Genomic DNA, 26,589 nt, shown 5'->3' on the forward strand with positions numbered 1-26,589 from the left:
TGGCGCAAGTGCGGCAGATCGGACAACGGCGCACCGCCCCACCACCCGCTACTCCGCCAGCGGGTTGGGGATGGTCACCGACCGGACCACGTCGTTCACGTCGTTGTCGGGCGCCTGGGCGTCCACCGGGCCGAAGTCCCGCGCCTCGACGACCACGCGGTCGTCGAACACGTCCACGGTGAGCCCCCGGTTGATGTCGCGCGTCACGATCTCCTGGATGCCGGACGTGTTCTCGCCCCGTGCGTCCCACTCCACCTGGACCGCTCCGGTGTTCACCGTCCAGAAGCCGTCCGGGTGGCCCCCCGCCGTGCGACGCTGCACCGCCCAGTCGCCGAGCTCGAACGGGTAGTGCGTGTGCCCGCTGAACAGGATCGCGTTGGGGTGGGCGCCGAGCAGCTCGGTCAGCTCGTCGTTGTACTGGTAGCTGTCGCTGTACCAGGGGATCCACGACGCAGAGACCGTGTCGCCGAGCGGGAAGTGCGACATGACCAGCACCTGCTTGTCCCGGGCGGACCAGTACGCGAGCCGGTCGCGCAGCCACTCGACCTGCTCGCGGGACATCGGCACCTCCGGCGGGCGGGCCTCCTCCTGGCCGAGGACGAGGACCGGCACGTCACCGCCCGAGCCCTCCAGGAGGTACTCGTCCCACACCCGGTCGCGCTGGGCGAAGTCGAGGAACCGGTCGCGCAGGACCTCCCACGGCTCGCCCGTGTAGCTCTCGTGGTTGCCGATCCCCGCCACCACCTGGTCCGGCAGGACGTCGGCCGCGCCGGTCATGACGTCGTCGACGTCCTGCCACTGGGCCGTCGAGCCAGAGGCGACGATGTCGCCCGCCATGAGGAGCCCGTCCGCGTCCGGGCGGACGGCGTCGAGGTCCCGCAGCGCGTGGCCGAGGTCGTCGGGGTCGCCCTGGATGTCACTGAGCACCCACGCCGACGTCGGCGCGCCGGCGGCCGGGGGCAGGGGCGCCCGGACCGATACCGAGTCGACAGCCCAGTACCAGGAGTTCGCGTCCGCCGTGAAGTGCCAGCGGAAGACGGCCCGCTTCGCGCCACGCGGCACGTCGACCGGCACGGTCTCGGTGGCGTTCAGCGTCGCACCGTCGTAGTCGTCGGTGACCGTGTCGCTGTCGTACCGGACCAGCTCGGTCTCCGCGCCGCCGTCGAACGCGACGGTGACCCGGCCGGTCTGGCCGGCCCAGCCGCGGTAGTGCGAGTCGAAGGTGAGCTCCACCTCGTCCCGGCCCTTGACCTTGATCGGCGTGGAGGCCAGCGTCGTCGCGTAGCTGCCGGGCGTGCCGGCGCCGTCGGCGAACTCGTCCGAGTCGGCCACGGCGATCACGTCCTGCGCGCGGGCGAACCGGTAGCGCATCTGGTCCTCGGCGTCGGTCCAGAACTCGCGGGTGGTGAACGACCAGCCGCGCCACTCCTCCACGCCACCGTCCGCCAGCTCGGGGCCGTTCTCGACGGACCAGCCCCGTGGGGCTTCGTGCGTCCAGCCGACCGTGCCTGGCTCGATGCCCGGGTCCTCGGCGCGGGGCAGCAGGTCGTCCGCGAGAGAGTCGAAGCTCTCCCGGTGGAGCACGTCGTCGGTGCCACGGGTGTCGGGCTGCCCGGGCCGGCCGGGGCCCGCCACTGCGGTAGCCACCGTGCCGGCGGCGAGCAGGCTCGTGCCGAGCAGCACGGCGACCGTGCGTCGCGTCCGAGCGCGGAAAGTGGAGGTCATGCGGGGGCCTCTCGTCGACCTGGATCGTCCGGCGCCGACGCTACGACCGCGAGGTGTCCGGTGCCGGACCCACGGTCGACGCCGAGGTGAACGGCGACGTCATCCGCGGCACCGGCTGTGCCAGACTCCCGTGCCATGACGTCTGGATCTCCGATGCCTGCCGCCTCCGCCGTTCCCAAGGGCGGGGCCCGGATCCCGCGGCTGCGACGCTCCGGCACGGCCACGCAGCTCGTCGTCGACGGGGAGCCGTTCCTGATCCGCGGTGGCGAGCTGGGCAACTCCAGCGCCGAGCGGACCTACCTTGCCGGCTACTGGCCGCGGCTCGAGGCACTGGGGCTGAACACCGTCGTCGCACCGGTGTACTGGGACGTGGTCGAGCCCGCCGAGGGAACGTTCGACTGGACGAGCGTCGAGGAGCTGATCGACGACGCCGCCGCCCACGGGATGCGCCTCGTACTGCTGTGGTTCGGCAGCTGGAAGAACAGCATGTCCTGCTACGCACCGGGCTGGGTCAAGACGGACGTCGAACGATTTCCGCGCAGCCGGGACTCCAACGGGCGCGCCCTGGAGATCCTCACACCGTTCAGCGACAACAACCGGGACGCCGACGCCCGGGCGTTCGCGGCCCTCATGCGCCGGCTGCGCGAGTACGACCGGGAGCACGTCGCCGTCCTCGTCCAGGTCGAGAACGAGATCGGGATGATCCCGGAGGCCCGCGACCACACCGCCGAGGCCGAGCGGGCGTTCGCCGGACCGGTGCCCGCCGAGCTGATGGCCTACCTGCAGAAGCACCACGAGGCGCTGGCCCCCGAGCTGCGGGAGAGGTGGACGGCGGCGGGAGGCCGCACCGGCGGGACGTGGACCGAGGTTTTCGGCGAGGGCCCAGCCACCGAGGAGCTGTTCATGGCCTGGGCCTTCGCCAGGTACGTGCAGCCAGTCGCCGCAGCCGGCAAGGCAGAGCTCGACCTGCCGATGTACACGAACGCGGCACTGATCCGGCCCGGATACCTCCCGGGTCAGTACCCGAGCGCCGGCCCCCTGCCGCACCTGATCGACGTCTGGCGTGCTGGCGCGCCCGCCCTCGACTTCATCGCCCCGGACATCTACTTCCCCGAGTTCGCGGAGTGGGCGGGCCGCTACACGCGCGACGGCAACCCCCTGTTCGTGCCGGAGGCGCTGCGCAGCACCGACGCCGCGGCCAACGCGCTCTACGCCTTCGGCGCCCACGGGGCGATCGGGTTCTCACCGTTCGGCATCGAGACGATCGAGGGCCCCGCCGCGGAGGCGTTGACTGCGAGCTACGACGTCGTGAACCAGCTCTCGCCGCTGATCGCGGCCCATGCCGGCGACGGCACCATGACGGCGCTGGTGCCACCCGCGGAGAGCCAGCGAGCCCCGCACCGGATCGTCTTCGGTGAGCTCGTGCTCGAGGCGACCTACGAGCGCATCGCCGCGCCGAGCCTGGCCGACGGTGTCATCAACGAGGCCGACGACCGGTCCACGGATCTCACCAGGCTGCCCGCGGCCGCGATAGTCATCCGGACGGCACCTGACGAGCTCGTCATCGGCGGTACGGGTGTCACCGTCACGTTCTCGTCCGCCCGGTCGGGTGCGGAGAGCATTGGCATCCTGGACTGCGCGGAGGGCCGGTACCACGACGGCGCCTGGGAGCACCAGCGGTGGCTCAACGGGGACCAGACCCACCAGGGACGGCACCTGCGGCTGGAGCCCGGTCGGTTCGCGATCCAGCGGATCCGGCTCTACCGGTACAGCTAAGGGCCGAGCCGACCGGGGCGGACCGGCTGGGGCGGTCCGGCCAGGTGGTCCGGCCTGACACCGTCAGTCGGCGCTCGGCACCGTGAACCGCTCCTCGATGTCGCGGATCAGCTTCGCGTAGTTCCGCAGCACGGCGGCCACCCAGAGCACCGCCAGCGCGGCGAACGCCACCTCCGTGGCGAGATAGACGACGCCGCCTGCGAGCACCAGCAACGACACGGTGCCGAGCGTAACGAGTGGAAACCGGAACAGGTAGTACACGGACAGCCGCGCGACGTCGCGTGTGCGGAAGTTGAAGAACGAGGCGATGACCAGCGAGTTCATGCACGCCAGCACGAGCACCAGGGAGATCCCGAGCAGCAGTCCGGCATACCAGTCCGGTACGCCGGTGGCACCGAAGTTCGCCAGGGTGACGCCCAACACCATCCCGCCGACGAGCGCGGGCACCCACACCTTGAGCACATCCGCCCAGTTCTGCCAGTATCCGCGCAAGAACGTTCGCGCCGGGGTCAACCCTTCGGTGCCTGCCCGGTTCCGCAACCCGTACAGCCCTGCCGAGAACGCCGGGCCCAATGGCATCAGGCACAGTGCCACCAGCGGGGCGTTGCCGGCGGACCGGTCCAGCACCAGCAGGGGCAGCGTCCCCGGCAGGGTGGTCAGGATCATGAGGAACCCGGTGACCAGGTACCAGTAGATCGCGTTGGTCACCTGGGAGAGCGGGCCCTCGCCGAACTCGGGACGCCCAGGAGGCTGGCCCGGCCTCTCGTGCGGCCAGTGCAGCGGGTCGCGCCGGGGTCCGTCGTCCGATGTCGTCACTCGCTCGTTCTCCGTCTCATGTGGTTCCCGCTCCGACCCGCGTGGCCGGGACGTCATCGTCGAGCCCTTTCACTGGCCGGTCGGGTCAGGCAGGTCAGGTCGGATCAGGTCGGGTCGGACGCGCTGGGCTTCCCGAGGATCCTGGCGTCGTCCAGCCACGGCGGGGTCTCGTCGCGCACGGGGTCGATCTCGACGAGCGTGACCCCGTGGCGGCCGATGGTCAGGTCGAGGTCGACCCGGCCTGCGTCCGCCGTCGGGACAACGGGGAGCGAGTACGCGCGGCGGGCAGGTTCGCTCGCCTCGCGCAGCGCATCCAGCTGCCTGCCCGACGGCGACGCGGGCCGCCCCATGGCCCCCCAGGCCGCCCAAGCGTTCCCGGCGGCCTGATCGACGTCGTGCCGCATGACGAACACCCGCCCGGTCGCCGAGACCGGGAGGCTCAGGCGTAACTCGTGCCGGTCCGGTTCCGGTGGGGCGTCCGTGCCGCCCACCGGCTGCCAGGCCAGCACGGTGACCCGGCCCGTCGAAGAGTCCCGGGTCACGAGATGGTCGGTGCCGCGGGCGAGGACGTCCTGGCCCATGCGCGCTGTGAACGCGTACAGGTGGTACGTCGGCTTCTTGATCTGGCGGTGCGTGAGCATGCCGAATCCGCCGTGGAAGAACGACGCGGGAACCCCGACCTCTTCGAAGACGTCGCAGAACGTCCAGTAGGAGAACGAGTCCACCAGCTCGCCACCGCCGGCCAGGACCGGCGCGAGGTAGGCCGCGTTGTAGGCGGTGTCGTGGATCGGGTTGTCGGGACGGTAGCTCGTGTTGAACTCGGACACGTGCAGCGGCAGCTCCGCCAGCTGCGTGCCGGCGAGCAGCTTGCGTGGTCGCGCGAACTGGTCGAGCAGGGTCTCCGGAGACCCGAGCGTCTGATAGACGCCGAACGGCACGTGCTGCGCGGGACCGGAGGAGTACGCGTGCACGGACGTGAAGTCGATCGGCACGTCGCGCGAGGTGACGAACTCGGCGAAGGGCTCCCACCAGTCGTCGGCGCCTGGTGACAGGACAGGGCCGCCCACCTGCAGCGACGGGTCCACGTCCTTGACGGCTGCCGCGGTCACCTCATAGAGGCGGAAGTAGGCGGCCCGGTCGGCGTCCTTCCAGAAGTTGACGAGGTTGGGCTCGTTCCACACCTCGACCGGCCAGGTGCTCACCTCGTCGAGGCCGTACCGGTCGACCAGGTGTCGCAGGGTTGCCCGCACGAGCCCAGCCCACTCGCGGTGGTCACGCGGCGGCGTGATGTTGCCCTTCCACCAGAAGACGGTGTCGGTCCCGGACGCGAGCGCCTCCGGCATGAACCCGAGCTCCAGGAATGGTTTGATCCCGAGGCTCAGGTAGGCGTCGACCACCTGGTCGACGTAGGTGAAGGCGTACCGGGTCCCGGAGTACCCGGCCTGGTCGTACGGCCGGAGCACCCCGACGTCGTCGGACAGCAGGCCGTGACCCCGGATGTACCGGAACCCGATGTCCTGCTGCACCAGGGCCAGGGATTCCTGGTAGTCCTGGCGGAGCGCCAGGTTGAAGCGGCCGGTGCCGACGCATGATCGCCAGGCGTCCCCCAGGACACCTGAGGGTTCGGCCGGTACAACGATGCGGGACACTGGGCTCCTCGAGGTTGGTACGTGTGTGCCCGGCGTACGGCGGTGGTACACCCGGGCACCGTTGCCGGCCCGAACCAGGTGTGGGCTCGGACCGGCAGACGGGGCGGGTCAGGCGTGGATCACTCGGTGACGCCGGCTGCGGAGTTGGCGCGGTCGACGTACTCCTGCATCCCGGCGCCCTCGAGCTCGGCGACGTAGGCGTCCCACTCGTCCAGCGAGCGCTGGCCCAGGATGAACTGTGCGGTGGCCTGGAAGACCATGTCCTGCAGCGTCGTCTGCTGCAGGCCCGCCTGCTCCTGCTCCATCTCGTCGTACGCGACGGCCGGCGGGATCTCCAGCTCCTCCTTGGTCGCGTTCATGTCCTCGATGTACTTGATCGACTCCTCGCTGCGCATCGACAGGTCCAAGTCCTCGGACGAGCCGTGGGCCAGCGAGAAGACGCCGTTGTAGTAGCCGAAATCGGCGTTGAGGAGCTTCGGCGCGCCCTCGTTCAGGGCACCCCAGGTGACGTCGTCCTTGAGTACGCGCTTGTCGCCCTCCCGCTCGAACGTCTCGCCCTCGACGCCCCACTTGGCGAACTCCATGCCCTCGTCGGAGTAGTACAGCCAGTCGACGTACTGGAGCATCGCCAGGAAGTCCTCCTGCTCGGCGGCGCCCGCCGCGAACATCAGGCCGGACTCGCGGCGCGAGCCACCGGGGACGTAGTCACCGGCCGGACCACCCGGGACGGTGATCATCTCGATCTCGGAGTCCTTGTCGCCGATCTCGTCGAAGGCCTTCCGGTACTCCAGGATGACCTGGTCGTTGGTGCCGATCGCCGCGGCCTGGCCCGACGCGAACTTCTGCTCGGCCTGCTCGTCCTCCTGGGTGACCGCCTCGGGATCCAGCAGCCCGTCCTCGACCAGACCGGCGAAGTACTCCACGAGGGTCTTGTACTCGTCCGAGCCACCGGCGTACTCGTACACGCCCTCGTCCTGGTTCCACTGCAGGCCCAGGACGTAGCCCCAGCCTGCCACCGTGCCGAAGTTCGGCGCGGCCGCGGAGATCGTGGCCTCGATCGGGCCGTTGGTCGACCAGCGGTCGGTCATCGGGTACTTCAGGTCCGGGTTCTCGTCCTTGATCACCTGGAGTTGCTCGGCGAGTTCGTCCCAGGTCTTCGGGTGCTCGAGGCCGGCCTCTTCCCACAGGTCCTTTCGGATCGCGACGGTGTAGGCGCCGGGGATCGTGATCTCGTGGATCCCCGGGATCATGTAGAACTTGCCGTCCTCCTGCTTCTGGGCGTCGATCTCCTCCTGCAGGTCCCACTCCTCCACCTTCTGCTGGAAGTTGGGCATGTACTGCACGTAGTCCGAGATCGGCAGCAGAGCGCCACCGCTCACGAACTGTGCCTCGTCCCCGGGATAGGTAACGGGCATGATGTCCGGCGCGTCGCCCGAGCTGACCAGGACGGACCGGCGCTGGGCCATGTCCTCCAGCGGCACGTTCTCGTAGTCGAACGTGACGTTCTGGTTCTCCTCGAGGTGCTGGATGATCGGCCAGTCGGCCTTGAACGGGTAGTTCGGGTGGTCGCGGTACAGCAGGCTGAAGCTGACCGGCTCGGTGGCCTTGAACGTGGTGCCGGCCTCAAAGTCCTCCATGTAGCCGACCTGCGACTCCATGTCGATTGCGCCGGCCTCGCCGCCGCCGTCGTCGCCGTCGCCGCCGACCGAGCACGCGGTGAGCGTGACGGCCAGGACCGACGCAGCCATGCCCGCGGCAGTCTTTCTGCGGGTGATCCTCATGATTCTCCTCCAGTTGTGAACGTCGTTGTTCGCGACGGTCAGATGGTCTGGTGCACCTGTGGGGTACCGGCGGGACGGCGGGCGTCAGCCCTTGACCGAGCCGAGCATCACGCCGGAGACGAAGTACTTCTGGACGAACGGGTAGACGCACACGATCGGGATCACCGTCAGCAGCATGGTCACCGCCTGGAGGTTGGCGCCGATCTGCACCTCCTCCATGCCCGCCTCTCGGCCCGCGCCCGTCGCGCCGGCCAGCAGGTTGCGTAGGTAGAGCGTGACCGGCTGGAGCTCCGGATCGCTCAGATAGAGCATCGCCGGGAACCACGAGTTCCAGAACGCGACGGCGTAGAAGAGGATCATGGTGGCCACGACCGCCTTGGACAGCGGCAGCACGATCCGGAAGAAGATCCCGTAGACCGTCATGCCGTCGATCGCCGCGGCCTCCTCCAGGTCGCTCGGGAAGTTCTCGAAGAACGCCTTCATCACGAGCAGGTTGAACGCGCTGATCGCGTTCGGGATGATGATCGCCCAGACCGTGTTCTTGAACCCCAGCCCGGAGATCAACAGGTAGTTCGGCACGAGACCGCCGTTGAAGAACATGGTCACCACGACCATGCCGATGAAGAACGACCGGCCCTTGAGGTGCTTCTTCGCCAGCGCGTAGGCCATCGTGGTGGTGAGTGCCATGGCGATGGCGGTCCCGCCGACCGTGTGGATGACGGTGTTCCCGTAGCCCGTCCAGAACCGCCCTTGGGTCAGCACCTCCATGAGGGTGGTGGTGTTGAAGCCCATCGGCCAGAGGTTCACCTGGCCGGCGACGATGTAGCCGTGCGAGCTGAACGCCTTGGCGATCAGGTTCACGAACGGGTACAGCGTGATGCCGCAGACGATCACCAGCACCGTGGCGTTGACGACGCGGAACACCGTATAGGCCCGCGAGTCCTTGACGGTCTTCGGGACCTGCCGGACCCGAGAGATGTCCGGGACAGCCGGATCCGTGGTCACCATAGGGAGGCTCCAACCGTGCGCTTGGCGATCGCGTTCGCTGAGAGGACAAGGGTCAGACCGATGAGCGCCTCGAACAGGCCGATCGCGGCGCCGTAGGAGAAGCTCCCGCTGTTCAGTGCGACGCGGTAGATGTAGGTCGCGATGACGTCGCCCGACGCGTACGTCAGCGGGTTGTACAGCAGCAGCACCTTCTCGAACCCGACCGCCATGAACGTGCCGATGTTCAGGATCAGGAGCACGACGATCGTCGGACGGATGCCGGGCAGCGTGATGTGCCACGTCTGCTGCCACCGGTTGGCGCCGTCGATCCGAGCCGCCTCGTAGAGCTGGTCGTCGATGGTGGTCAGCGCGGCCAGGTAGAGGATCGTGCCGAACCCGACGACCTGCCAGATCTCCGACGTCACGTAGATCGTCCGGAACCAGTCGTCCCGCTGCATGAACGAGATCGGGTCGGCGCCGACGGCGGAGATGATCTGGTTCACGGTGCCATTGAGCGCCGTCAGCTGGTACACGAAGCCGGCCACGATCACTATCGACATGAAGTGCGGCAGGTAGGTGATCGTCTGCGTGATCTTCTTGAACCGACGTGACCGCAGCTCGTTCAGCATGAGGGCTAGCGCGATGGGCAGCGGAAAGAGGACCACCAGGGTGAGCGTGCCCAGGACGACGGTGTTGAGGAAGACGTCCCAGAACTTGGGGTCCTGGATGAACATCTCGATGTAGTAGAAGCCGACCCACTCGTCGCCGAACATCGAGCTGCCCGGCCGGAACCGGCGGAAGGCGACGACGTTCCCGGCCATCGGTACGTACCTGAAGATGATCAGGTAGATGACGGGCAGGATCAGGAACGTGTAGAGCCGCCAGTCCTTGCGCAGCGCGCGCGCCCATGTGTAGGTGTTCCGCAGCTGCTGGGGCGGGGGGCTGTCCGCGCTCACGCCCTCCGTGCCACCCGGCGGTGTCCCACCCGGCGGCTTCCCAGCCGTCTGCGGCACGGTCTCGACCGTCCCGGTGCCTCGTGCCATCGATGTCCTCCGGCCACGGCGCCGTGTCCTTGACCCCGTCGCTGGGGTCGGTCCACTTCGTCGTGGAACGTTTTCGAAAACTATCGGCACGATTGCCGATACTTTGGTTTCTCGGACAGTAGGGTGACTCCGCTCACACAGTCAAGCCATGGTTGCTCGGGGTCAGGTCACGATTCGATGTCACCCTCGTGTTGGCCAACCCGGCAGTGCGAGCGGTGTACGGTCAGAAGTGAGAGGCGAAAGTTTCGACAAGGAGACCCGAAAGGTGGTGGCGACCCGCATGGCTGAGCTCGACACGGGACAGGGCGGACTGACCTCCGCCGCGGCAACGCCGACGATCGCCACGATCGCGCGCGAGGTCGGTGTCTCGGTGCCCACGGTGTCCAAGGTCCTGAACGGCCGGGCCGACGTCGCCCCGGCTACCCGCGAGCGCGTCGAGGCCGCCCTCGAGAAGCACCAGTACCGGCGTCGCCGTCCGGCGACCGCGCCACTGGGCACCGGCCTGATCGACCTCGTCTTCCACCGGCTCGGCTCGGGCTGGTCCATGGAGATCATCCGCGGCGTCGAGGCGGCGGCAGCCGAGTCCCGGACCAGCGTGATCCTGTCCGAGCTGGGCGGCGAGCACCGCCCGCCCGCCACCTGGCTCGACACGACCATCGCGCGGCCGCCGCTCGGCGTGCTGCTCGTCGCGGCGAACCTGTCGGAGGCCCAGCACCAGCAGCTCGACCGGCGCAGCATCCCGTACGTGGTGATCGACACCGACGGTGAGCCGCCGGCCGACGTCGCCTCAGTGGGTTCCGACAACTGGAACGGCGGGCTGCAGGCCACACGGCACCTGCTCGCGCTGGGACACCGCCGGATCGCGATGATCACCGGGCCATGGGACATGCTGTGCAGCCGCGCCCGCGTCGACGGGTTCCGCTCGGCGCACGACGAGGCGGGCGTCGTCGTCGACCCGGCGCTGGTGCGCGAGGGGAACTTCTACACCGAGGCCGGCTTCGACCAGGGCATGGAGCTGCTGTCCCTGCCGGACCGCCCGACGGCGGTGTTCGCCGGGTCCGACATGCAAGCCCTCGGCCTGCTCCGCGCCGCGCACCAGCTCGGCCTGCGGGTGCCCGAGGACCTGTCGGTGGTGGGCTACGACGACCTGCCGCTCGCCTCGTGGGTCGGGCCGCCGCTCACGACCGTGCGGCAGCCGCTCGCCGAGATGGGAGCTGCCGCCACGCAGATCCTGCTCGACATCGCGCGCGGCCGGTCGCCGAAGGTGCGCCGCCTCAACCTCTCGACCGAGCTGGTCGTGCGGGACTCGACGGCGCCCCTCCACTGAATCGCTTCTCTGTGGTGCGGGGCCGCTCAGATCGAGCGGGCGTGCGCAGCCAGCCGGTCGAACGCCGCGTCCAGGTCGGCGTCGACCACCTGGGCCTCTGGATGCGCGTCGAACCAGGACATCTGTTCCACCGCGCCGATGTCGTAGGTGATGGTCGTGCCGAACTCCGGCACGAGCGTGCGCACCTTCGAGATGTCGAAGACCATCGAGTGCGCCTTGTCGCCGACCAGACCTGCGCCCATCTCGGGGAGCACCCGTGCGATCGTCTCGGACGCCACGTGCACCAGGTCCGGGTTCGGCACGCCCGCCGCCTCGGCCAGCCAGGTGTAGATCTGGTCCCACGTGGGCGCGTGCGTGCCGGTGATGTGGAACGTGTCCCCCACGGCGAGCGGGTGACCGAGCAGCCCGACGAACCCGACGGCGAAGTCCTCGGTGTGCGTCAGCGTCCACAGCGACGTGCCGTCGCCGTGGACCACCACGGGCTTCCCCGTACGCATGCGGGCGACGTCGGTCCAGGCGCCCGACGTCGGCAGCAGGGTGCGGTCGTACGTGTGCGACGGCCGCACGATCGTCGCGGGGAACCCGTTGTCCCGATACTCCCGGACCAGCAGGTCCTCGCACGCGATCTTGTCGCGGGAGTACTGCCAGAACGGGTTGCGCAGCGGAGTGGACTCCCGGACCGGCAGCCTTGACGGCGGCGTCTGGTACGCCGACGCCGACGAGATGAACACGTACTGCCCGGTGCGGCCGGCGAACTGCGCGACGTCACGCGCCACGTGGTCGGGGCTGAACGCCCGGAACTGCGCGACGACGTCGAACTCCCGGCCGCCCAGTGCCGCGGCGACAGACCCCGCGTCGTTCGCGTCGGCGACGAGGGTCTCCACCTCCGCAGGAAGCGACCGGGTCGAGGACCGGCCCCGGTTGAGCACCGTCACCCGGTGCCCGAGCCGCGCGGCCCGGGCCACCGAGGCATGGCTGATGATTCCGCTTCCACCGATGAACAGGATGCTCTTGGACGACATGGCGCCAATCCTTGCACCCTGTCCGGCTGCCCGGGATCCGGGCAGTGATCAGCGCCGGACTCCCGCGGCGGGCGCGCGGCGGACGGCCTTCCACACCGGATCGAGGAGGCCTTGCACCGGACCGGCGGAGGCCTGACGCCGGACGGACGGCGGCCGTGGTGCCGGACGGACGGCGGCCTGACGTCGAGCGGACGGCGGCCTGACGCCGAGCGGCAAGTTGCCCGCTGCAGTGCGCGCCGAACCGCAAGCTAACCGTCCACGCCGCGCCGAACCGCACGTAATCCGCCCAACCGGGCGCCGAACCGCAAGCTAACCGTCCACCCGAGGGCCGAGCCGCAAGCTACAGGTCTTGTGAGGCCCTGATCGACGCGTCGGCTGCGGTTCGGCGCCCGGAACGACGTCCAACCTGCGGTTCGGCGCTAGGAAGTCCCCCGCACCGCGACCAACTTGCGGTTCGGCGGGGCGAGGACGGCTAACTTGCGGCTCGACGCCAGCAAGCCCTCGCAGGACGACCAACCTGCGGCTCACGTCAGCACGCCCTCCGCACAACGACCCACCCTGCGGTTCGACGAGGCCCGGAACCCCAGCACCAGTTCAGCGCTGGACCCGGGCGCTCCCGCCGCCGGCCAGCTTGGCCACCTCGGCGAGCGTCACCATGGTGGTGTCGCCGGGCGTGGTCATCGCAAGGGCGCCGTGCGCGGCGCCGTACTCGACGGCCTCCTGCAGCGAGCCGAGCTCCATGAGCCCGTAGGCCAGCCCGGAGGCGAACGAGTCGCCGCCGCCGACGCGGTCGAAGATCTCCAGGTCCGCCCGGTGGGTCGCCTCGGCGAAGCCCTCCTTGCGGGACCACGCGATCGCGCCCCAGTCGTTGCGCGAGGCGGACCGCACCCCGCGCAGGGTCGTCGCGATGACCTGGAAGTTCGGGTAGGCCTCCGACGCCGTCTCGATCATGGCCCGGAACGCGCCGGTGTCCAGGTCGGTGAGGTTCTCGTCGACGCCTTCGACCTCGAAGCCGAGCGAGGCGGTGAAGTCCTCCTCGTTCCCGATCATGACGTCGACGTGCCGGGCGAGGCGCCGGTTGACCTCGCGCGCGCGCTCCTCGCCGCCGATCCCCTTCCACAGCGAGGGCCGGTAGTTCAGGTCGTAGGACACGATGGTGCCGTGCCGGCGGGCGGCGGCCATCGCGGCCTCTGCCACGTCGGCGCTGCTCTCCGAGAGCGCGGCGAAGATGCCACCCGTGTGCAGCCAGCGCACGCCGCGCGAGAACAGCGCGTCCCAGTCGACGTCGTCCGGCTTCATCTGCGAGATGGCGGTGTTGCCGCGGTCGCTCACGCCGACGGCGCCGCGCGCGCCGAAGCCGCGCTCCGTGAAGTTGAGGCCGTTGCGCACCTGACGGCCGATGCCGTCGTAGGGCACCCACTGCACGTACTGGGTGTCGAGCCCGCCGGTCAGCATGAAGTCCTCGACCAGCCGGCCGATCTCGTTGTCGGCGAGGGCCGTGACGATCGCGCCGCGCAGGCCGAAGCAGCGGCGCAGACCGCGGGCCACGTTGTACTCGCCGCCGCCCTCCCACACGTCGAAGCTGCGGGCCGTGCGCACGCGCCGGTTGCCCGGGTCGAGGCGGAGCATCACCTCGCCGAGGGCGACGGCGTCGTACGCGCTCTCGGCGGCGGGGCGGACGTTGAGCGAGGTCATCAGTTCTTCTCCTCGGTGGTCGAGCCTGCGGTGGTGGAGCCTGTCGAGCCCCCGTCGATCTGTGCGGCGAGCGCCACGGCGTCGCGCGTGCGGCGGACGATCTCGTCCCAGTCGCCCGCTGTGACGAGCTTGCGGTCGACCATCCACGAGCCACCGACGGCGAGCACCGGCTTCAGCGTCAGGTAGTCGGCGAGGTTGGCGGCGCTGACGCCGCCCGTCGGCACGAACCGCACGCCCGGGAACGGGGCGGAGAACGCCTTGATGGCGGCGGGCCCGCCGACGACGGAGGCGGGGAACAGCTTGACGACGTCGAGCCCCAGGTCGAGCGCAGCCATGATCTCCGACGGCGTGGCGACCCCCGGCAGCACGGGGATGCCGTGCTCCTGGGCGCGCCGCACGACGGCGGCGGACAGCCCCGGGGACACGATGTAGCGGGCACCGGCGGCCGCGACGTCGTCCACCTGCTGCGCCGTGGTCACGGTGCCCGCGCCCACGACGACGTCGGGCTGGTTCTTCGCGACGGCGCGGATGGCGTCGACGCCGCCCGCGAGCCGCAGCGTGATCTCGGCGACGGGCAGGCCGCCGGCGACGAGCGCGTCGGCCAGGCGGGCACCCTCGTCTGCGCCGTCGACCACGACGACTGGCACGAGCCGGTGGGCGGCGAGGGTCTCGAGGACAGTGCTGTCCGGGGATGACATCGGATCTCCGTTTCGCTATGGTGAACGCCTGTTGTTCACTGCGAAACGCATGCTACGCGAGGGAGCCCCATGGATGCCAGCCCGCTCGGGAGCGTCGACAAGGCGCTGCTGGCGCTCGACACGCTCGCAGGCTTCGGCGCCGCTGGCGCACCGCTCGCGGTGCTGGCCCAGGCCGTCGGCGTCAGCAAGCCCACGTTGCACCGCACGCTCTCCGCGCTCCGGCACCGCGGGTACGCAGAGCAGACCCCTGGCGGCACGTACCGCCTCGGCCCCGCCGCGGTCGCCCTCGGGAGCACCTATCTGGCCGAGGAGAACCTGCCCGCGCTCCTGCATCCGGCCCTGACCGCGCTCAGCGAGAAGACCGAGGAGCTGGTGCACCTCGGTGTTCTCGCCGGGCGCGAGGTGGTGTACCTCGACAAGGTCGAGCCGCAGCGCGCGGTCCGCGTGTGGTCCGCCGTCGGACGGCGGCGTGCTGCCGCGACGACCGCGCTGGGCCGTGCGCTGCTGTCGGTCCAGGACCTCGACGAGGCGGCGCTCGCCCGGTTCGCCGGCACGGACACGAGCACCCGGCAGCTCCGTGGCGCGCTGGACGGCGCCCGGGCGAGCGGGATCGCCGACGAGACCGAGGAGAACGAGGCGGGTATCGCCTGCATCGCCGTGCCGCTGCTGCGGGCCGGGCGGGCCGTCGCCGCCGTCAGCATCACCGCCCCGGTCGAGCGGCTCACCGGCGACGCGCGCGACGAGCGGGTGGCGGCGCTCCGGGAGATCCTCCCGTCACTCCTCCCTGCGGCCCTGACGGTCCCACCCGCAACAACCTGACCCGTTTGGTTGTGGGCGCGACCGTTGCGCCTAAGACGGACACATAGTCGCAACGGTCGCGCCCACAGCCAACGCAAGCCGACTCAGCGGGCCAGCCACCCGCCGTCGACCGCGAGGACCTGGCCGTGCACGTAGTCGGCAGCGGTGGAGACGAGGAACACGACGGCGCCACCCATGTCCTGCGAAGTACCCCAGCGGCCGGCCGGGATCCGCGCCGAGATCTGCTCGGACCGCACCGGGTCCCGCACCAGGGCCTCGTTCATCTCCGTGTCCATGTACCCGGGGGCGACGGCGTTGACGTTGACGCCCTGACCGGCCCACTCGTTGCAGAGCGCCTTCGTGAGCTGGGCCACCGCACCCTTGCTCGCCGCGTAGGCGGGCACGGTGATCCCGCCCTGGAAGCTGAGCAACGAGGCCACGTTGACGACCTTGCCGCGCCCGCGCTCGAGCATGGGCCGCCCGAAGAGCTGGCACAGCCGGAACACCGCACGCAGGTTGACCTGGAGCACGGCGTCCCAGGCGTCGATCGGGAAGTCCACCGCCGGGTACCGGTCCTGCGTGCCGGCGTTGTTGACGAGGATGTCCACCTCGCCGTCCGCGAGCACCTGGGCAGCGGCGGCCTCGACCGACGTCAGGTCGGACAGGTCCACCGGCACGAACCGTAGGTCGCGCCCGGCCGCGGCGGCGTGCTCGGTGAGCTCCGCCCCCGGCGCGGACCGCGCCATGATCACCACGTCGGCGCCGGCGTCGAGCAGGGACCGCGTGATGCCCTCGCCGAGGCCGCGCGCGCCGCCGGTGACGACAGCCGTCGAGCCCTCCAGGGAGAACGGTGCGCCCGTCATGCCAGGTCCCCCGCCGGGGCGACCAGCACCTTGAGCGCGGCTCCCCCGTCGGCCGCGGCGGTGACCGCCGCCGAGACCTCCGCGAGCGGGAAGACCTGGACCGGCACGCGGGCAAGGCCCAGCGCATCCTCGGCGACCAGCTCGATCGCCCGCACCACGTCGGCCCGCGTGTAGACGCGCACGCCGCGCACGGACAGCTCCTTGAAGCAGACCGCCTGCAGGTCGACGGGTGCGGGCTTCTTGTGCACGCCCACGACCACGATCGAACCCAGCACCCGCGTCGCCGCGGTCAGCTCCGGCGTCACCGCCGGGTGACCAGCCGCGTCGAACGTGATGTCGGAGCCCTCTCCGGCGGTGTGCTCGAGCACCACGTCCGTCAGGGTCCGGTCTGCGGGGACGACGGTGAGACCGAGGTCCGCGAGGACGCTGCGGCGCCAGGCCGACGGTTCGCTCACGATGGCCTGGGCCGCGCCGGCGTGCCGGGCCACCAGCGCCGTGAGGACGCCGATCGGCCCGCCACCGGCCACCGCCACGACGTCGCCGGTGCCGACCCGCGCGGTGCTGACCGCATGCACGGCGACCGCGAGCGGCTCGACCAGGGCACCAACCCGCGGGTCCACGCCGTCGGGCAGACGGTGCAGCACCGACGGGGGCAAGGCCACGTACTCCGCCAGGCCGCCTGGCGCGTCGATGCCGTAGAGCTGGAGGTCGCGGCACACGTGCGTGGCGCCCGACCGGCAGGCGCGGCAGTCGCCGCACGAGATCAGCGGTTCGACGACCACCGTCGCGCCGGCCTCCGGGCCACCCTCACCGGGCGCGACCACTGTGCCCACGATCTCGTGCCCTGGCACGAGGCCCGCGGCGGCCCGGGGGTGGGCACCGTGCACGATCGCCAGGTCGGTGCCGCAGATGCCGTTGTACAGCACCCGCACCAGCGCCCAGCCCTGCGGCACCTCCGGGACGGGCAGCTCGCGCACGCTCATGGTGTCCGCAGCGGTCCACACGGCCGCGGTCATCGTGGTCGGGATGGTCGGGGTGGTCGGCATCTCAGGCTCCGATCGGCTGGGTGGCCAGGTGGGCGGTGCGTCCGCGCCCCCAGGCCTCGGGGTTCACGACCTCGCGGGGCGGGCTGCCCGCCAGCACGTCGACGACGTTCTGGGCGGTGCGCCGCTTCAGCTCCCGGTAGGACTCCTCCGAGTACCAGGCGAGGTGGGGAGTGAGCACGACGTTGTCGAACCGGGTCAGCGGGTGGTCGGTCGGCAGCGGCTCGACGTCGTGCGTGTCGATCGCAGCTCCGCCGAGCGCGCCCTGGCCGAGGGCCGCGACGAGCGCGTCGGTGTCCACGACACCGCCACGCGCCGTGTTCACGACGACGGCCGTCGGGCCCATCAGAGCGAGCTGCTCCGGCCCGATCATGCCGCGGGTGCCTTCGTGCAACGGCACGTGCACCGACACGACGTCGGCGGCCGCGCACAGCTCGTCGAGCGTGACGGCCCGCACGCCGCGGTAGTCGGTGCCGGGGGTCGCGAGCACGTCGAAGCCCACGACGTCGTACCCCAGACCCGCGGCCTTGCGCGCGGTGGCCCGCCCGATCCGGCCGAGACCGACGACGCCGAAGGTGCGTCCGGCGATCTGGTGCAGCGGCCGCACCTTCGGCAGGTCGACCCGGCCGGCGCGCACCCCGCGGTCGAGCAGCGGGATGCCACGCGCCACGGCGAGCGCCAGACCGATCGCGTGGTCCGAGACCGCCTCGGTACCGTAGTCGGGCACGTTGCAGACGGCGATCCCGCGTTCGGTGGCGGCCTGGACGTCCACCGAGTCCACACCGACGCCGTAGCGGCCGATGACGCGCAGGCGCGGCAGGGCGTCCATGAGCGGGCCGTCGATCGTCGCGTACTGCACGAGGATCCCGTCGGCGTCGGCGCAGGTACGCTCCAGCGCGGCGCGGTCGTGGGCCTGCTCGACGCGGAACGTCGCACCGGCCGCGCGGGCGACGTCCTCCTCCTGGAGGAACGCGTCGTGGTCGCACTCGGTGACGACCATCGTCGGGGCGGGCCCCTGGGGCGCTGTCGTCGTAGCCGTCATCGGGCGAGCCATCCGCCGTCGACGGGGAGGATCGCGCCGTGCACGTAGTCCGAAGCGGGCGCGGCGAGGTAGAGCACCGCCCCGGCGATGTCCTCCGGCGTGGCCCAGCGGCCGGCCGGGATCCGGCCGAGGATCTCGGCGTTACGCCCGGCGTCGCCCCGCAGCGCCTCCGTGTTGTCCGTGGCCACGTACCCGGGGGCGACCGCGTTGACGTTCACGCCGCGGCCGGCCCACTCGTTGGCGAGCGCCTTGGTCAGGCCGGCGAGCGCCGACTTCGACGCCGTGTACCCGGGGACGTTGACGCCGCCCTGGAAGCTCAGCATCGAGGCGGTGTTGACGATCTTGCCGTGGCCACGCGCGAGCATGGACCGGCCGACCTCGCGGGACAGCGTCCAGGCGGACCGCAGGTTCACCTCGATCACGTGGTCGAAGTCGGCATCCGGGTGCTCGGCGGCCGGAGCCCGGCGGATCGTCCCGCCGTTGTTGACGAGCACGTCCACCTCGAGGGCGGTCAGCCGGTCGCACAGGTCGGCGACGGCCGCCCGGTCCGAGAGGTCGGTGGCGATCGGCGTGAAGCGGCGGCCAGCCGCTTCGACGGCCCTGCGGGCATCGGTGTCGCCGTCCGACATGGTCGTGCTGACGCCGACGACGTCGGCCCCCGCCTGCGCGAGGAGGGTCGCGATGCCCAGGCCGATGCCCTTGCTCGCTCCCGTCACGACGGCGGTGCGGCCGGACAGGCTGAACATCCGGGCCAGGACCGGGGCGGTGTCGGGTGCGATGGTGCTCGTAGTGCTCACGTTTGATTTCTTTCGTCAGGGTCCGGGGTCGTCCGGCCGGGCACGTGGTGCCCTACCGGTCGCCCCCGAGTGCGTGGGTGATGTCAGCGGCCGCCTTGCGCAGGTCGCCGGCCATCGCGGCGAGCTGTCCCTCCGTGTGCTCGAGCGCGAGCGAGGAGATCGACAGCCCGTAGTTGGAGTGCCCCGTGTGGTCGCGGACCGCGGTGCCGATGCAGACGACGCCCGGCACGTTCTCCTCGCGGTCGAACGCGTAGCCGTCCTCCCGGATGTCGGCGAGCTCGGCGCGGAGCTCGTCCAGCGTGGTCAGGCTCCGGGCGGTCCGGCGCGGGAGCCCGGCCCGGTTGACGAAGCGTTCGATCGCGTCGTCGTCGAGCCGGGCCAGGATCGCCTTGCCGATCGCCGAGGTGTGCAGCGGGATCGCGGCGCCGACCCGGGACGGCATCCGGTACGGCTTGTCGGAGTCGGTGCGGACCAGGTAGATGATCTCGTCGCCGCTGCGTACGCCGACGTGCACCGTGCACTGCACACGGCGCACCAGGTCGTCGATGTACGGCTGGACGATCGTCGAGATGTCCACCCGGTCGTAGGCGACGCCGGCGAGCGACAGGATCTTGGGACCCGGCACGTGCGCACCGCCGTCGGCCACCTGGATGAAGTCCCGCTCGACGAGCGTGGTGAGGATCCGGTGCACCGTCGCCTTGGGCAGGTTCACCGCGGTCACGATCTCGCTGAACCGCCCGTGCGTCATCGCCGCCTCGAGCACCATCAGCGTCTTCTCGCTGGCCGTCGTCGCCTCGCTCATCACTGCCTCCTCGTCGTCACCGCATCGTGGAAACGGAGAAACCGTCCATGTCGTCGAACGCCTGGTTCTCACCGGCCATGGCCCACACGAAGGAGTATGAAGCGGTCCCTACCCCTGAGTGCACCGACCAGCTGGGTGAGATCACGGCCTCCCGGTTCCCGATGACGAGGTGCCGCGTCTCGGTGGGCTCCCCCATGAGGTGGATGACGCGCGCCTCGTCCGGCAGGTCGAAGTACAGGTAGCACTCGGTGCGCCGGTCGTGCGTGTGCGCCGGCATGGTGTTCCACATGGAACCCGGGTGCAGGGTGGTGACGCCCATGACCACCTGGCACGACCGCACACCGTTCTCGTGGATGTACTGGTTGAGCGTGCGGCGGTTCGAGGTGAGCGGGTCGCCCAGCTCGCGCACCGTGCCCTGGCCCGGCGCCACGAGCGTGGTCGGGTACGCGGTGTGCGCCGGCGCTGAGAACAGGTAGAACCGCGCGGGCCCCGCCTCGGCCGTCGGCTCGTCCGAGGCGAGCACGACGTCGGCGGCTCCCCGTCCCACGTAGAGGCAGGCGCCGTGCTCCAGCCGGTACTCCGTCCCGTCCACCGTGACGGTGCCCGTGCCACCCACGTTGACGATGCCCGCCTCGCGGTGCTCGAAGAACTGCGCCGAGCGGATCTCGGGGTAGCCCAGCAGGGTCAGCGGAGCGGAGACAGGGCTGATCCCGCCGAGGACCACCCGGTCGTGGTGGGTGTAGACGGTGCGGATCTCGTCGTCGACGAAGAGCTCGGGGACGAGGTAGCGACCACGCAGGTCGTCCGTGGTCATCCCGGGTACCTGGTCGGGTGCGGTGGCGTAACGCTGTTCCAACTGAATGCCTCCTTGGCAGAGTGACGGGCTAGACGAGCCCGAGAAGAGTGGGGAGCCACATCGACAGCGCGGGGGTCATCGCGACGACGACGAGCAGCAGCACGAGCGCGACGAAGAACGGGATCATGCGATGCATGACGCTCTCGATGGACATGCCGGAGACCCGGGCGCCGACGAACAGAACCGGGCCGACGGGCGGCGTGATCGTCCCGATCGACAGGGCCATCACCATGAAGATGCCGAAGTGCACCGGGTCCATCCCGAACGCCGTGACCACGGGCAGGAAGATGGGCGCGAAGATCAGGACGGCCGGCGTCGGGTCCATGAAGCAACCGATGGCCAGCAGCAGCACCACGATCAGGATGATCAGCAGGTACGGGTTGTTGGTCACGGAGAGCAGCCCGTCGGTGACCAGCTGCGGGATCTGCGCGAACGACATCACCCAGGACATCGCGGCGGAGACGCCGACCAGGAACATCACGATCGATGTGGTGCGGGCCGACTCGAGCAGGATCTCCGCGAGGTCGCGGACCTTGATCGCCCGGTAGACGAACGCGAGCACCAGCGAGTAGACCACCGCGATGCAGGACGCCTCGGTCGGGGTGAAGAAGCCCACCAGGATGCCGCCGATCACGACGACGATGAGCAGCAGGGCCGGGATCGCCTCGACCGTCACGCGGAGCGCCGCCGGGAACGACAGCCGCTCCGAGATGCGCAGCTCAGGCCGCTTCCGGGCGTACAGGTGCACGATCACCATGCAGACGCCCGCCCAGAGCAGTCCCGGCACGTAGCCGGCCATGAAGAGCGCAGCGATCGACGTGCTCGACACGAGCGAGTACACGATCATCAGGTTGCTCGGCGGGATGATCATCCCCGCGGGGGCCGACGCGATGTTCGTCGCGGCCGCGAAGTCCTTCGGGTAGCCCTCCTTGGCCTGCAGGGGGCCCATCGTGGAACCCACAGCGGCGACGGACGCCACCGCCGAGCCGGACACGGCGCCGAACATCGCGTTCGCCGCGACGTTCGTCTGGGCCAGCGAGCCTGGAGCGCGGCCGACCAGCATCTTGGCGAAGTTGACGAGCCGTAGGGCTATCCCGCCGTTGTTCATGATCACGCCCGCCAGGACGAAGAACGGGATCGCCAGCAGCGAGAAGTTGTTGATGCCGCGGAACATCTGCTGCGCAGACGTCAGCAGCCCGTTGTCGAAGCCCAGGGCCGTGATCGCCGCCGCGGCGGCGGACATGCCCACCGCGACGGAGACCGGGATCCCCAGGACGAGGAACACGACGATACCTACCACCAGGACGAGCCCGGCGAGAGCAGCCACCTCCATGTGTACAGCCTCCTCAGATGGCATCCGGCTCGCCGTCGGCGGTGGCGTTCTCCACGCCCCGCACGAGGGCTACCAGGTGGTAGACGGTGTAGAAGAGCACAAGGACTCCCGACAGCGGGAGCGCCAGGTACAGCCAGCCGACCTTCAGCGGCAGCCCCGGCATGCTCTGGTTCCAGGCGAGCTCCGAGACCTGCCAGCCGCCGTAGACGAGCACGAGGACGGCGAAGGCCGCGATCACGATCTGGCCCAGCACGGCGTTCCAGCGCTGCAGGCGCTCGGGCATCTTGCGGACGAGCGCGTCGACCGCGATGTGTCCCCGCTCGCCGAAGACGAGCGCGGCGCCGAAGAGCCCGAGCCAGATGAAGACGTACTTGGCGAGCTCCTCCGACCAGGTGCTCGGCGCGTTCAGCACCTGACGGGAAAAGACCTGCCACACCACGATCAGCACCAGGGCCGCGAACAGCCCGATGCACAACCACCGCAGCGCGACATCAAGACCTCGCTTGGCGTATGTCATTGCTCGAGATCCTCAGTGCCGGATCACTCGGCGGCCGCGCGGACGCTGTCGTACAGGTCCTTGGCGGTGTCGGTGGTCAGCTTCTCGTCCAGGAGGGGCTTGACGGCGTCACGGAAGGGCTCGACGTCCGGCTCGTTGAACTCGGCGCCGGCTTCCTCGGCAGCCGCCTGGCTCTCGGTCATGACCTTGGTCGTGAGCTCGCTGGACTCCTCGAACGCCACCTGGAGCTCCTCCAGGAACACCGCGCGGTCCTCCTCGGACATCGAGTCGAAGGCCTCGGGGCTCGTGATGAGGAGGTCCGGGATCATGAGGTGCTTGGTGTACGAGTAGTACGGCGCGACCTCGTCGTGCTTGAGGTTCGAGTAGATCGACTCGTTGTTCTCGCCGCCGTCGAGCACGCCGGACTGGATGGCCGTGTAGACCTCACCCTGTCCCATCGGCGTACCGGTGCCGCCCATGAGCTGGAGCATCCGCGTGTTGGTGTCCGACTCCATGACCCGGATCTTGAGACCTGCGAGGTCCTCGGGCGTCTCGATGGGGTGCGACGAGTTGTACACGCTGCGGGTTCCGGCGGAGAAACCACCGAGCACGCGGACGTTCTGGTCCTCGATCGAGGTGTACAGGTCGCCGGTGATCTCCGGGTCGTTGAGCACGGCTTCCTGGTGCTCCTGCGAGTCGTACACGTACGGCAGGTTCAGCGCGACGAAGTCAGGGTTGAAGTTCTCCAGCAGCGACCCGGCCACGAGCGCGAAGTCCACGGTCCCGGCCTGGACCAGCTCCACCGTGTCCTTCTGGGCGCCCAGCGTCTCGTTCGGGAAGACCTCGAGCGTGTACCGCCCGTCGGTCCGCTCCGCGAGGCGCTCACCGAGGTTGGTCAGGGCGACCGCCTCGGGCTGGTCCGCGTTCTGGTTGAAGGCGACCTTGAAGACCGTCTCCGCCTCCGGAGCCCCTGCACCGCCGGTGGTCTCGGCACTCCCCTCGGCGGGAGCCTCGAAACCACTGCCACAGGCCGTCAGTGCTACGGCCACGAGCGCCGCCGTGCCGACGGCAGCCATCTTCTTGAGCCTCATTGCTTCTCCTTCTGCTCAACAGCGAGCGGGACGTTCCATCGGTGCTTGATCCGTCTAGCGGAACTGAGTTCTGTCGTACGGAACCATCTCGACCGGGAAAATGTCAAACTCCGCCAGCTTCACCCGCTCGCCGAGCCGGAACGGGGCCCAGGGGCGCTGGGGCGCCTGCGGCCCGTGACGTCCCTGGGATCGGCAATCCGTCAGATGATCGGCAGCCCGAGTTGCCGAGCACCTGACGGATTACCGACCACGTGACGCCCTGCCGAGCACGTGACGCCCTGCCGAGCACGCACGAAGGCCCGGCCACCCCTGTTCGGGGTGACCGGGCCTTCGTTACGGTCCGGGAGACCTACCTGGCGGTTACGCCCCGCCGGCAGCCATCTGGCCTGACGGCGGCAGGTCGCGCGGCACCAGTCCGGCGCCCGCTGGCACCGACTGGGGCTCGGCCGGGGTCGGACGACGACGCTCGTCGCGCTCCACACCGCGGAACGTGAACTCGCCGAGGATGCCCTCGCCCTCGCCGTCGATGATCACCAGCTGACCGGCCGTGAGCTCGCCGAACAGGATCTTCTCGGACAGCGTGTCCTCGATCTCCCGCTGGATCGCCCGCTTGAGCGGACGGGCGCCGAGCACCGGGTCGTAACCCTTCTCCGCCAGCAGGTGCTTGGCGGCGGGGGTGAGCTCGAGGCCCATGTCCCGGTCGCGCATACGGCGGTCGAGCTTCGCGATCTCCAGGTCGACGATCTCGATGATCTCGTCCTGGGAGAGCTGCGGGAACACGATCGTGTCGTCGACGCGGTTGAGGAACTCCGGCCGGAAGTGCTGCTTGAGCTCCTCGTTGACCTTGGCCTTCATCCGCTCGTAGGAGGTCACCAGGTCGCCGCCGGCGTTGAAGCCGGTCTGGACGCCCTTGGCGATGTCCCGCGTGCCGAGGTTCGTGGTCATGATGATGACGGTGTTCTTGAAGTCGACCACTCGACCCTGCGAGTCGGTGAGCCGACCGTCCTCGAGCACCTGCAGCAGCGAGTTGAAGATATCGGCGTGCGCCTTCTCCACCTCGTCGAACAGGACCACGGAGAACGGCTTGCGCCGCACCTTCTCGGTGAGCTGGCCACCCTCGTCGTAGCCGACGTATCCGGGCGGGGAGCCGAACAGTCGCGAGACCGTGTGCTTCTCCGAGAACTCGGACATGTCGAGCTGGATGAGGGCGTCGTCGTCACCGAACAGGAACTCGGCGAGCGCCTTGGCGAGCTCGGTCTTACCGACACCGGTGGGGCCGGCGAAGATGAACGAGCCACCGGGGCGCTTCGGGTCCTTGAGCCCGGCACGCGTACGGCGGATGGCCTGCGAGAGCGCCTTGATCGCCGCTTCCTGCCCGACGACCCGCTTGTGGATCTCCGCCTCCATGTTGAGCAGGCGGCTGGACTCCTCCTCGGTGAGCTTGACGACCGGGATACCCGTCGACATCGCCAGCACCTCGGCGATCAGCTCGTCGTCGACCTCTGCGACCGTGTCGAGGTCGCCCGACTTCCAGGCCTTCTCCTTGTCCGCGCGAACCTGCGTGAGCTGCTTCTCCTTGTCACGCAGCCCGGCGGCCTTCTCGAAGTCCTGCTCGTCGATCGCCGACTCCTTCTCCCGGCGCGCCTCGGCGATGTTCTCGTCGAGCTCCTTGAGCTCCGGCGGTGCCGTCATCCGACGGATCCGGAGGCGTGCCCCAGCCTCGTCGATCAGGTCGATCGCCTTGTCCGGGAGGAACCGGTCGTTGATGTACCGGTCGGCGAGCGTGGCAGCCGAGACCAGCGCGGAGTCCGTGATGGACACGCGGTGGTGCGCCTCGTAGCGGTCCCGCAGACCCTTGAGGATCTCGATGGCGTGCTCGAGCGACGGCTCGGACACCTGGATCGGCTGGAAGCGACGCTCCAGGGCCGGGTCCTTCTCGACGTACTTGCGGTACTCGTCGAGCGTGGTGGCACCGATGGTCTGCAGCTCACCGCGAGCCAGCATCGGCTTCAGGATGGAGGCGGCGTCGATAGCGCCCTCGGCGGCACCCGCACCCACCAGGGTGTGGATCTCGTCGATGAACAGGATGATGTCGCCGCGCGTGCGGATCTCCTTGAGCACCTTCTTGAGGCGCTCCTCGAAGTCACCGCGGTAACGGGACCCGGCGACCAGCGCACCGAGGTCCAGCGTGTACAGCTGCTTGTCCTTGAGCGTCTCCGGGACATCGCCCTTGACGATGTCCTGCGCCAGACCCTCGACGACGGCCGTCTTGCCGACGCCCGGCTCACCGATCAGCACCGGGTTGTTCTTGGTGCGGCGGGAGAGGACCTGCATGACCCGCTCGATCTCCTGCGTACGACCGATGACCGGGTCCAGCTTGCCCTCGCGCGCGGCCTGGGTGAGGTTGCGGCCGAACTGGTCGAGCACGGCCGAGCCCGCGGGCTGACCCTCCTGGGGGCCGCCTGCGGAGACCGGCTCCTTACCCTGGTAGCCGCTCAGCAGCTGGATGACCTGCTGGCGCACCTTGTTCAGGTCGGCACCCATCTTGGTGAGCACCTGTGCGGCGACGCCCTCACCCTCGCGGATGAGGCCGAGCAGGATGTGCTCCGTGCCGATGTAGTTGTGGCCCAGCTGCAGCGCCTCGCGGAGCGACAGCTCAAGCACCTTCTTGGCGCGCGGCGTGAACGGGATGTGCCCGCTCGGCGCCTGCTGCCCCTCACCGATGATCTCGGTGACCTGGGTGCGGACGCCGTCGAGCGAGATCCCCAGCGACTCGAGCGCCTTGGCGGCTACGCCTTCACCCTCGTGGATGAGGCCGAGCAGAATGTGCTCCGTGCCGATGTAGTTGTGGTTCAGCATCCGCGCCTCTTCTTGGGCGAGGACGACGACCCGACGGGCGCGATCCGTAAATCTCTCGAACATGTGCTGCTCCCTCACGAGCGGCGTACA

At 69.8% G+C, this 26,589-nt stretch carries 22 protein-coding genes; 3 read left to right on the forward strand and 19 right to left on the reverse strand.

The window, feature by feature from the left end; genetic code table 11:
• Window positions 1-48 precede the first annotated feature (48 nt).
• On the reverse strand, window positions 49-1,725 hold the full coding sequence (locus ACFS27_RS29025) for a metallophosphoesterase family protein (RefSeq protein ID WP_377190818.1): 1,677 nt from the start codon (window positions 1,723-1,725) through the stop codon (window positions 49-51).
• A 135-nt stretch (window positions 1,726-1,860) separates the two neighbouring features.
• Here ACFS27_RS29025 and ACFS27_RS29030 point away from each other — a divergent pair, with 135 nt between their 5' ends.
• Window positions 1,861-3,501 carry a GH35 family beta-galactosidase gene (locus ACFS27_RS29030; RefSeq protein ID WP_377190820.1) on the forward strand — a complete coding sequence of 547 codons (1,641 nt, stop codon included), beginning with the start codon at window positions 1,861-1,863 and terminating at the stop codon, window positions 3,499-3,501.
• A 63-nt stretch (window positions 3,502-3,564) separates the two neighbouring features.
• On the opposite strand, the gene ACFS27_RS29035 is transcribed toward ACFS27_RS29030, so the two are convergent.
• The 5 genes from ACFS27_RS29035 to ACFS27_RS29055 all read right to left on the reverse strand — a co-directional run bounded on the left by ACFS27_RS29035 (window position 3,565) and on the right by ACFS27_RS29055 (window position 9,777).
• A complete protein-coding gene (locus tag ACFS27_RS29035; protein WP_377190822.1) occupies window positions 3,565-4,317 on the reverse strand; it encodes a glycosyltransferase in 753 nt (250 codons plus the stop codon).
• Window positions 4,318-4,421: 104 nt separating this feature from the next.
• On the reverse strand, window positions 4,422-5,966 hold the full coding sequence (locus ACFS27_RS29040) for a GH39 family glycosyl hydrolase (protein ID WP_377190824.1): 1,545 nt from the start codon (window positions 5,964-5,966) through the stop codon (window positions 4,422-4,424).
• Between the two features lie 119 nt (window positions 5,967-6,085).
• The gene (locus tag ACFS27_RS29045) at window positions 6,086-7,747 is read right to left on the reverse strand and encodes an ABC transporter substrate-binding protein (RefSeq protein ID WP_377190826.1); all 1,662 of its coding nucleotides are present in this window, start codon (window positions 7,745-7,747) and stop codon (window positions 6,086-6,088) included.
• An 84-nt stretch (window positions 7,748-7,831) separates the two neighbouring features.
• Entirely contained in the window at window positions 7,832-8,755 is a 924-nt protein-coding gene (locus ACFS27_RS29050) for a carbohydrate ABC transporter permease (RefSeq protein WP_377190828.1), read from the reverse strand.
• Entirely contained in the window at window positions 8,749-9,777 is a 1,029-nt protein-coding gene (locus tag ACFS27_RS29055; protein WP_377190830.1) for an ABC transporter permease, read from the reverse strand. Before ACFS27_RS29055 ends, ACFS27_RS29050 begins: the two co-directional genes overlap by 7 nt.
• A gap of 280 nt (window positions 9,778-10,057) precedes the next feature.
• Between ACFS27_RS29055 and ACFS27_RS29060 the strand changes: the two genes are divergently transcribed.
• The gene (locus ACFS27_RS29060) at window positions 10,058-11,104 is read left to right on the forward strand and encodes a LacI family DNA-binding transcriptional regulator (RefSeq protein ID WP_377190832.1); all 1,047 of its coding nucleotides are present in this window, start codon (window positions 10,058-10,060) and stop codon (window positions 11,102-11,104) included.
• 26 nt (window positions 11,105-11,130) lie between these two features.
• On the opposite strand, the gene ACFS27_RS29065 is transcribed toward ACFS27_RS29060, so the two are convergent.
• The 3 genes from ACFS27_RS29065 to eda all read right to left on the reverse strand — a co-directional run bounded on the left by ACFS27_RS29065 (window position 11,131) and on the right by eda (window position 14,519).
• On the reverse strand, window positions 11,131-12,126 hold the full coding sequence (locus ACFS27_RS29065; protein ID WP_377190834.1) for an NAD-dependent epimerase/dehydratase family protein: 996 nt from the start codon (window positions 12,124-12,126) through the stop codon (window positions 11,131-11,133).
• A 594-nt stretch (window positions 12,127-12,720) separates the two neighbouring features.
• Window positions 12,721-13,821, reverse strand: a complete 1,101-nt coding sequence (locus ACFS27_RS29070; RefSeq protein ID WP_377190836.1) for a sugar kinase — start codon at window positions 13,819-13,821, stop codon at window positions 12,721-12,723.
• A complete protein-coding gene (gene eda, locus ACFS27_RS29075; protein ID WP_377190838.1) occupies window positions 13,821-14,519 on the reverse strand; it encodes a bifunctional 4-hydroxy-2-oxoglutarate aldolase/2-dehydro-3-deoxy-phosphogluconate aldolase in 699 nt (232 codons plus the stop codon). Before eda ends, ACFS27_RS29070 begins: the two co-directional genes overlap by 1 nt.
• 69 nt (window positions 14,520-14,588) lie before the next feature.
• Here eda and ACFS27_RS29080 point away from each other — a divergent pair, with 69 nt between their 5' ends.
• Window positions 14,589-15,338: an IclR family transcriptional regulator gene (locus tag ACFS27_RS29080; RefSeq protein ID WP_377190840.1), complete on the forward strand. Its 750-nt coding sequence runs from the start codon at window positions 14,589-14,591 to the stop codon at window positions 15,336-15,338.
• A gap of 83 nt (window positions 15,339-15,421) precedes the next feature.
• On the opposite strand, the gene ACFS27_RS29085 is transcribed toward ACFS27_RS29080, so the two are convergent.
• The 10 genes from ACFS27_RS29085 to ACFS27_RS29130 all read right to left on the reverse strand — a co-directional run bounded on the left by ACFS27_RS29085 (window position 15,422) and on the right by ACFS27_RS29130 (window position 26,562).
• Window positions 15,422-16,180, reverse strand: a complete 759-nt coding sequence (locus tag ACFS27_RS29085) for an SDR family oxidoreductase (RefSeq protein WP_377190842.1) — start codon at window positions 16,178-16,180, stop codon at window positions 15,422-15,424.
• The gene (locus ACFS27_RS29090) at window positions 16,177-17,226 is read right to left on the reverse strand and encodes a zinc-dependent alcohol dehydrogenase (RefSeq protein WP_377190844.1); all 1,050 of its coding nucleotides are present in this window, start codon (window positions 17,224-17,226) and stop codon (window positions 16,177-16,179) included. Before ACFS27_RS29090 ends, ACFS27_RS29085 begins: the two co-directional genes overlap by 4 nt.
• A gap of 1 nt (window position 17,227) precedes the next feature.
• Complete coding sequence (locus ACFS27_RS29095) at window positions 17,228-18,265, reverse strand: C-terminal binding protein (RefSeq protein WP_377190846.1); 1,038 nt, start codon at window positions 18,263-18,265, stop codon at window positions 17,228-17,230.
• Window positions 18,262-19,011 (reverse strand): SDR family oxidoreductase, encoded by a 750-nt coding sequence (locus ACFS27_RS29100; protein ID WP_377191221.1) that lies wholly within the window; start codon window positions 19,009-19,011, stop codon window positions 18,262-18,264. The genes ACFS27_RS29095 and ACFS27_RS29100 overlap by 4 nt, the downstream gene beginning before the upstream one ends.
• Window positions 19,012-19,114: 103 nt before the next feature.
• Window positions 19,115-19,864, reverse strand: coding sequence for an IclR family transcriptional regulator (locus tag ACFS27_RS29105; RefSeq protein WP_377190847.1), 750 nt, complete (start codon window positions 19,862-19,864; stop codon window positions 19,115-19,117).
• Window positions 19,865-19,880: 16 nt separating this feature from the next.
• Window positions 19,881-20,720 carry a 5-dehydro-4-deoxy-D-glucuronate isomerase gene (kduI, locus tag ACFS27_RS29110; RefSeq protein WP_377190849.1) on the reverse strand — a complete coding sequence of 280 codons (840 nt, stop codon included), beginning with the start codon at window positions 20,718-20,720 and terminating at the stop codon, window positions 19,881-19,883.
• A 28-nt stretch (window positions 20,721-20,748) separates the two neighbouring features.
• Entirely contained in the window at window positions 20,749-22,053 is a 1,305-nt protein-coding gene (locus ACFS27_RS29115; RefSeq protein ID WP_377190851.1) for a TRAP transporter large permease, read from the reverse strand.
• Between the two features lie 13 nt (window positions 22,054-22,066).
• Window positions 22,067-22,570 (reverse strand): TRAP transporter small permease, encoded by a 504-nt coding sequence (locus tag ACFS27_RS29120; RefSeq protein ID WP_377190853.1) that lies wholly within the window; start codon window positions 22,568-22,570, stop codon window positions 22,067-22,069.
• Window positions 22,571-22,593: 23 nt separating this feature from the next.
• The gene (locus tag ACFS27_RS29125; protein WP_377190855.1) at window positions 22,594-23,640 is read right to left on the reverse strand and encodes a TRAP transporter substrate-binding protein; all 1,047 of its coding nucleotides are present in this window, start codon (window positions 23,638-23,640) and stop codon (window positions 22,594-22,596) included.
• A 360-nt stretch (window positions 23,641-24,000) separates the two neighbouring features.
• Complete coding sequence (locus ACFS27_RS29130; protein ID WP_253873504.1) at window positions 24,001-26,562, reverse strand: ATP-dependent Clp protease ATP-binding subunit; 2,562 nt, start codon at window positions 26,560-26,562, stop codon at window positions 24,001-24,003.
• Window positions 26,563-26,589: the final 27 nt, after the last annotated feature.

It is taken from the genome of Promicromonospora vindobonensis, from assembly GCF_042685865.1.
GTDB lineage: Bacteria > Actinomycetota > Actinomycetes > Actinomycetales > Cellulomonadaceae > Promicromonospora > Promicromonospora vindobonensis.

What these genes read in the sequence shown, in the direction of transcription:
- ACFS27_RS29025 (WP_377190818.1), bottom strand. Translation starts at nt 1,725, where the DNA reads ATGACCTCCACTTTCCGCGCTCGGACGCGACGCACGGTCGCCGTGCTG.
- ACFS27_RS29030 (WP_377190820.1), top strand. Translation starts at nt 1,861, where the DNA reads ATGACGTCTGGATCTCCGATGCCTGCCGCCTCCGCCGTTCCCAAGGGC.
- ACFS27_RS29045 (WP_377190826.1), bottom strand. Translation starts at nt 7,747, where the DNA reads ATGAGGATCACCCGCAGAAAGACTGCCGCGGGCATGGCTGCGTCGGTC.
- ACFS27_RS29050 (WP_377190828.1), bottom strand. Translation starts at nt 8,755, where the DNA reads ATGGTGACCACGGATCCGGCTGTCCCGGACATCTCTCGGGTCCGGCAG.
- ACFS27_RS29055 (WP_377190830.1), bottom strand. Translation starts at nt 9,777, where the DNA reads ATGGCACGAGGCACCGGGACGGTCGAGACCGTGCCGCAGACGGCTGGG.
- ACFS27_RS29060 (WP_377190832.1), top strand. Translation starts at nt 10,058, where the DNA reads ATGGCTGAGCTCGACACGGGACAGGGCGGACTGACCTCCGCCGCGGCA.
- ACFS27_RS29065 (WP_377190834.1), bottom strand. Translation starts at nt 12,126, where the DNA reads ATGTCGTCCAAGAGCATCCTGTTCATCGGTGGAAGCGGAATCATCAGC.
- ACFS27_RS29070 (WP_377190836.1), bottom strand. Translation starts at nt 13,821, where the DNA reads ATGACCTCGCTCAACGTCCGCCCCGCCGCCGAGAGCGCGTACGACGCC.
- eda (WP_377190838.1), bottom strand. Translation starts at nt 14,519, where the DNA reads ATGTCATCCCCGGACAGCACTGTCCTCGAGACCCTCGCCGCCCACCGG.
- ACFS27_RS29080 (WP_377190840.1), top strand. Translation starts at nt 14,589, where the DNA reads ATGGATGCCAGCCCGCTCGGGAGCGTCGACAAGGCGCTGCTGGCGCTC.
- ACFS27_RS29085 (WP_377190842.1), bottom strand. Translation starts at nt 16,180, where the DNA reads ATGACGGGCGCACCGTTCTCCCTGGAGGGCTCGACGGCTGTCGTCACC.
- ACFS27_RS29090 (WP_377190844.1), bottom strand. Translation starts at nt 17,226, where the DNA reads ATGCCGACCACCCCGACCATCCCGACCACGATGACCGCGGCCGTGTGG.
- ACFS27_RS29095 (WP_377190846.1), bottom strand. Translation starts at nt 18,265, where the DNA reads ATGACGGCTACGACGACAGCGCCCCAGGGGCCCGCCCCGACGATGGTC.
- ACFS27_RS29100 (WP_377191221.1), bottom strand. Translation starts at nt 19,011, where the DNA reads ATGTTCAGCCTGTCCGGCCGCACCGCCGTCGTGACGGGAGCGAGCAAG.
- ACFS27_RS29105 (WP_377190847.1), bottom strand. Translation starts at nt 19,864, where the DNA reads ATGAGCGAGGCGACGACGGCCAGCGAGAAGACGCTGATGGTGCTCGAG.
- ACFS27_RS29115 (WP_377190851.1), bottom strand. Translation starts at nt 22,053, where the DNA reads ATGGAGGTGGCTGCTCTCGCCGGGCTCGTCCTGGTGGTAGGTATCGTC.
- ACFS27_RS29120 (WP_377190853.1), bottom strand. Translation starts at nt 22,570, where the DNA reads ATGACATACGCCAAGCGAGGTCTTGATGTCGCGCTGCGGTGGTTGTGC.
- ACFS27_RS29125 (WP_377190855.1), bottom strand. Translation starts at nt 23,640, where the DNA reads ATGAGGCTCAAGAAGATGGCTGCCGTCGGCACGGCGGCGCTCGTGGCC.
- ACFS27_RS29130 (WP_253873504.1), bottom strand. Translation starts at nt 26,562, where the DNA reads ATGTTCGAGAGATTTACGGATCGCGCCCGTCGGGTCGTCGTCCTCGCC.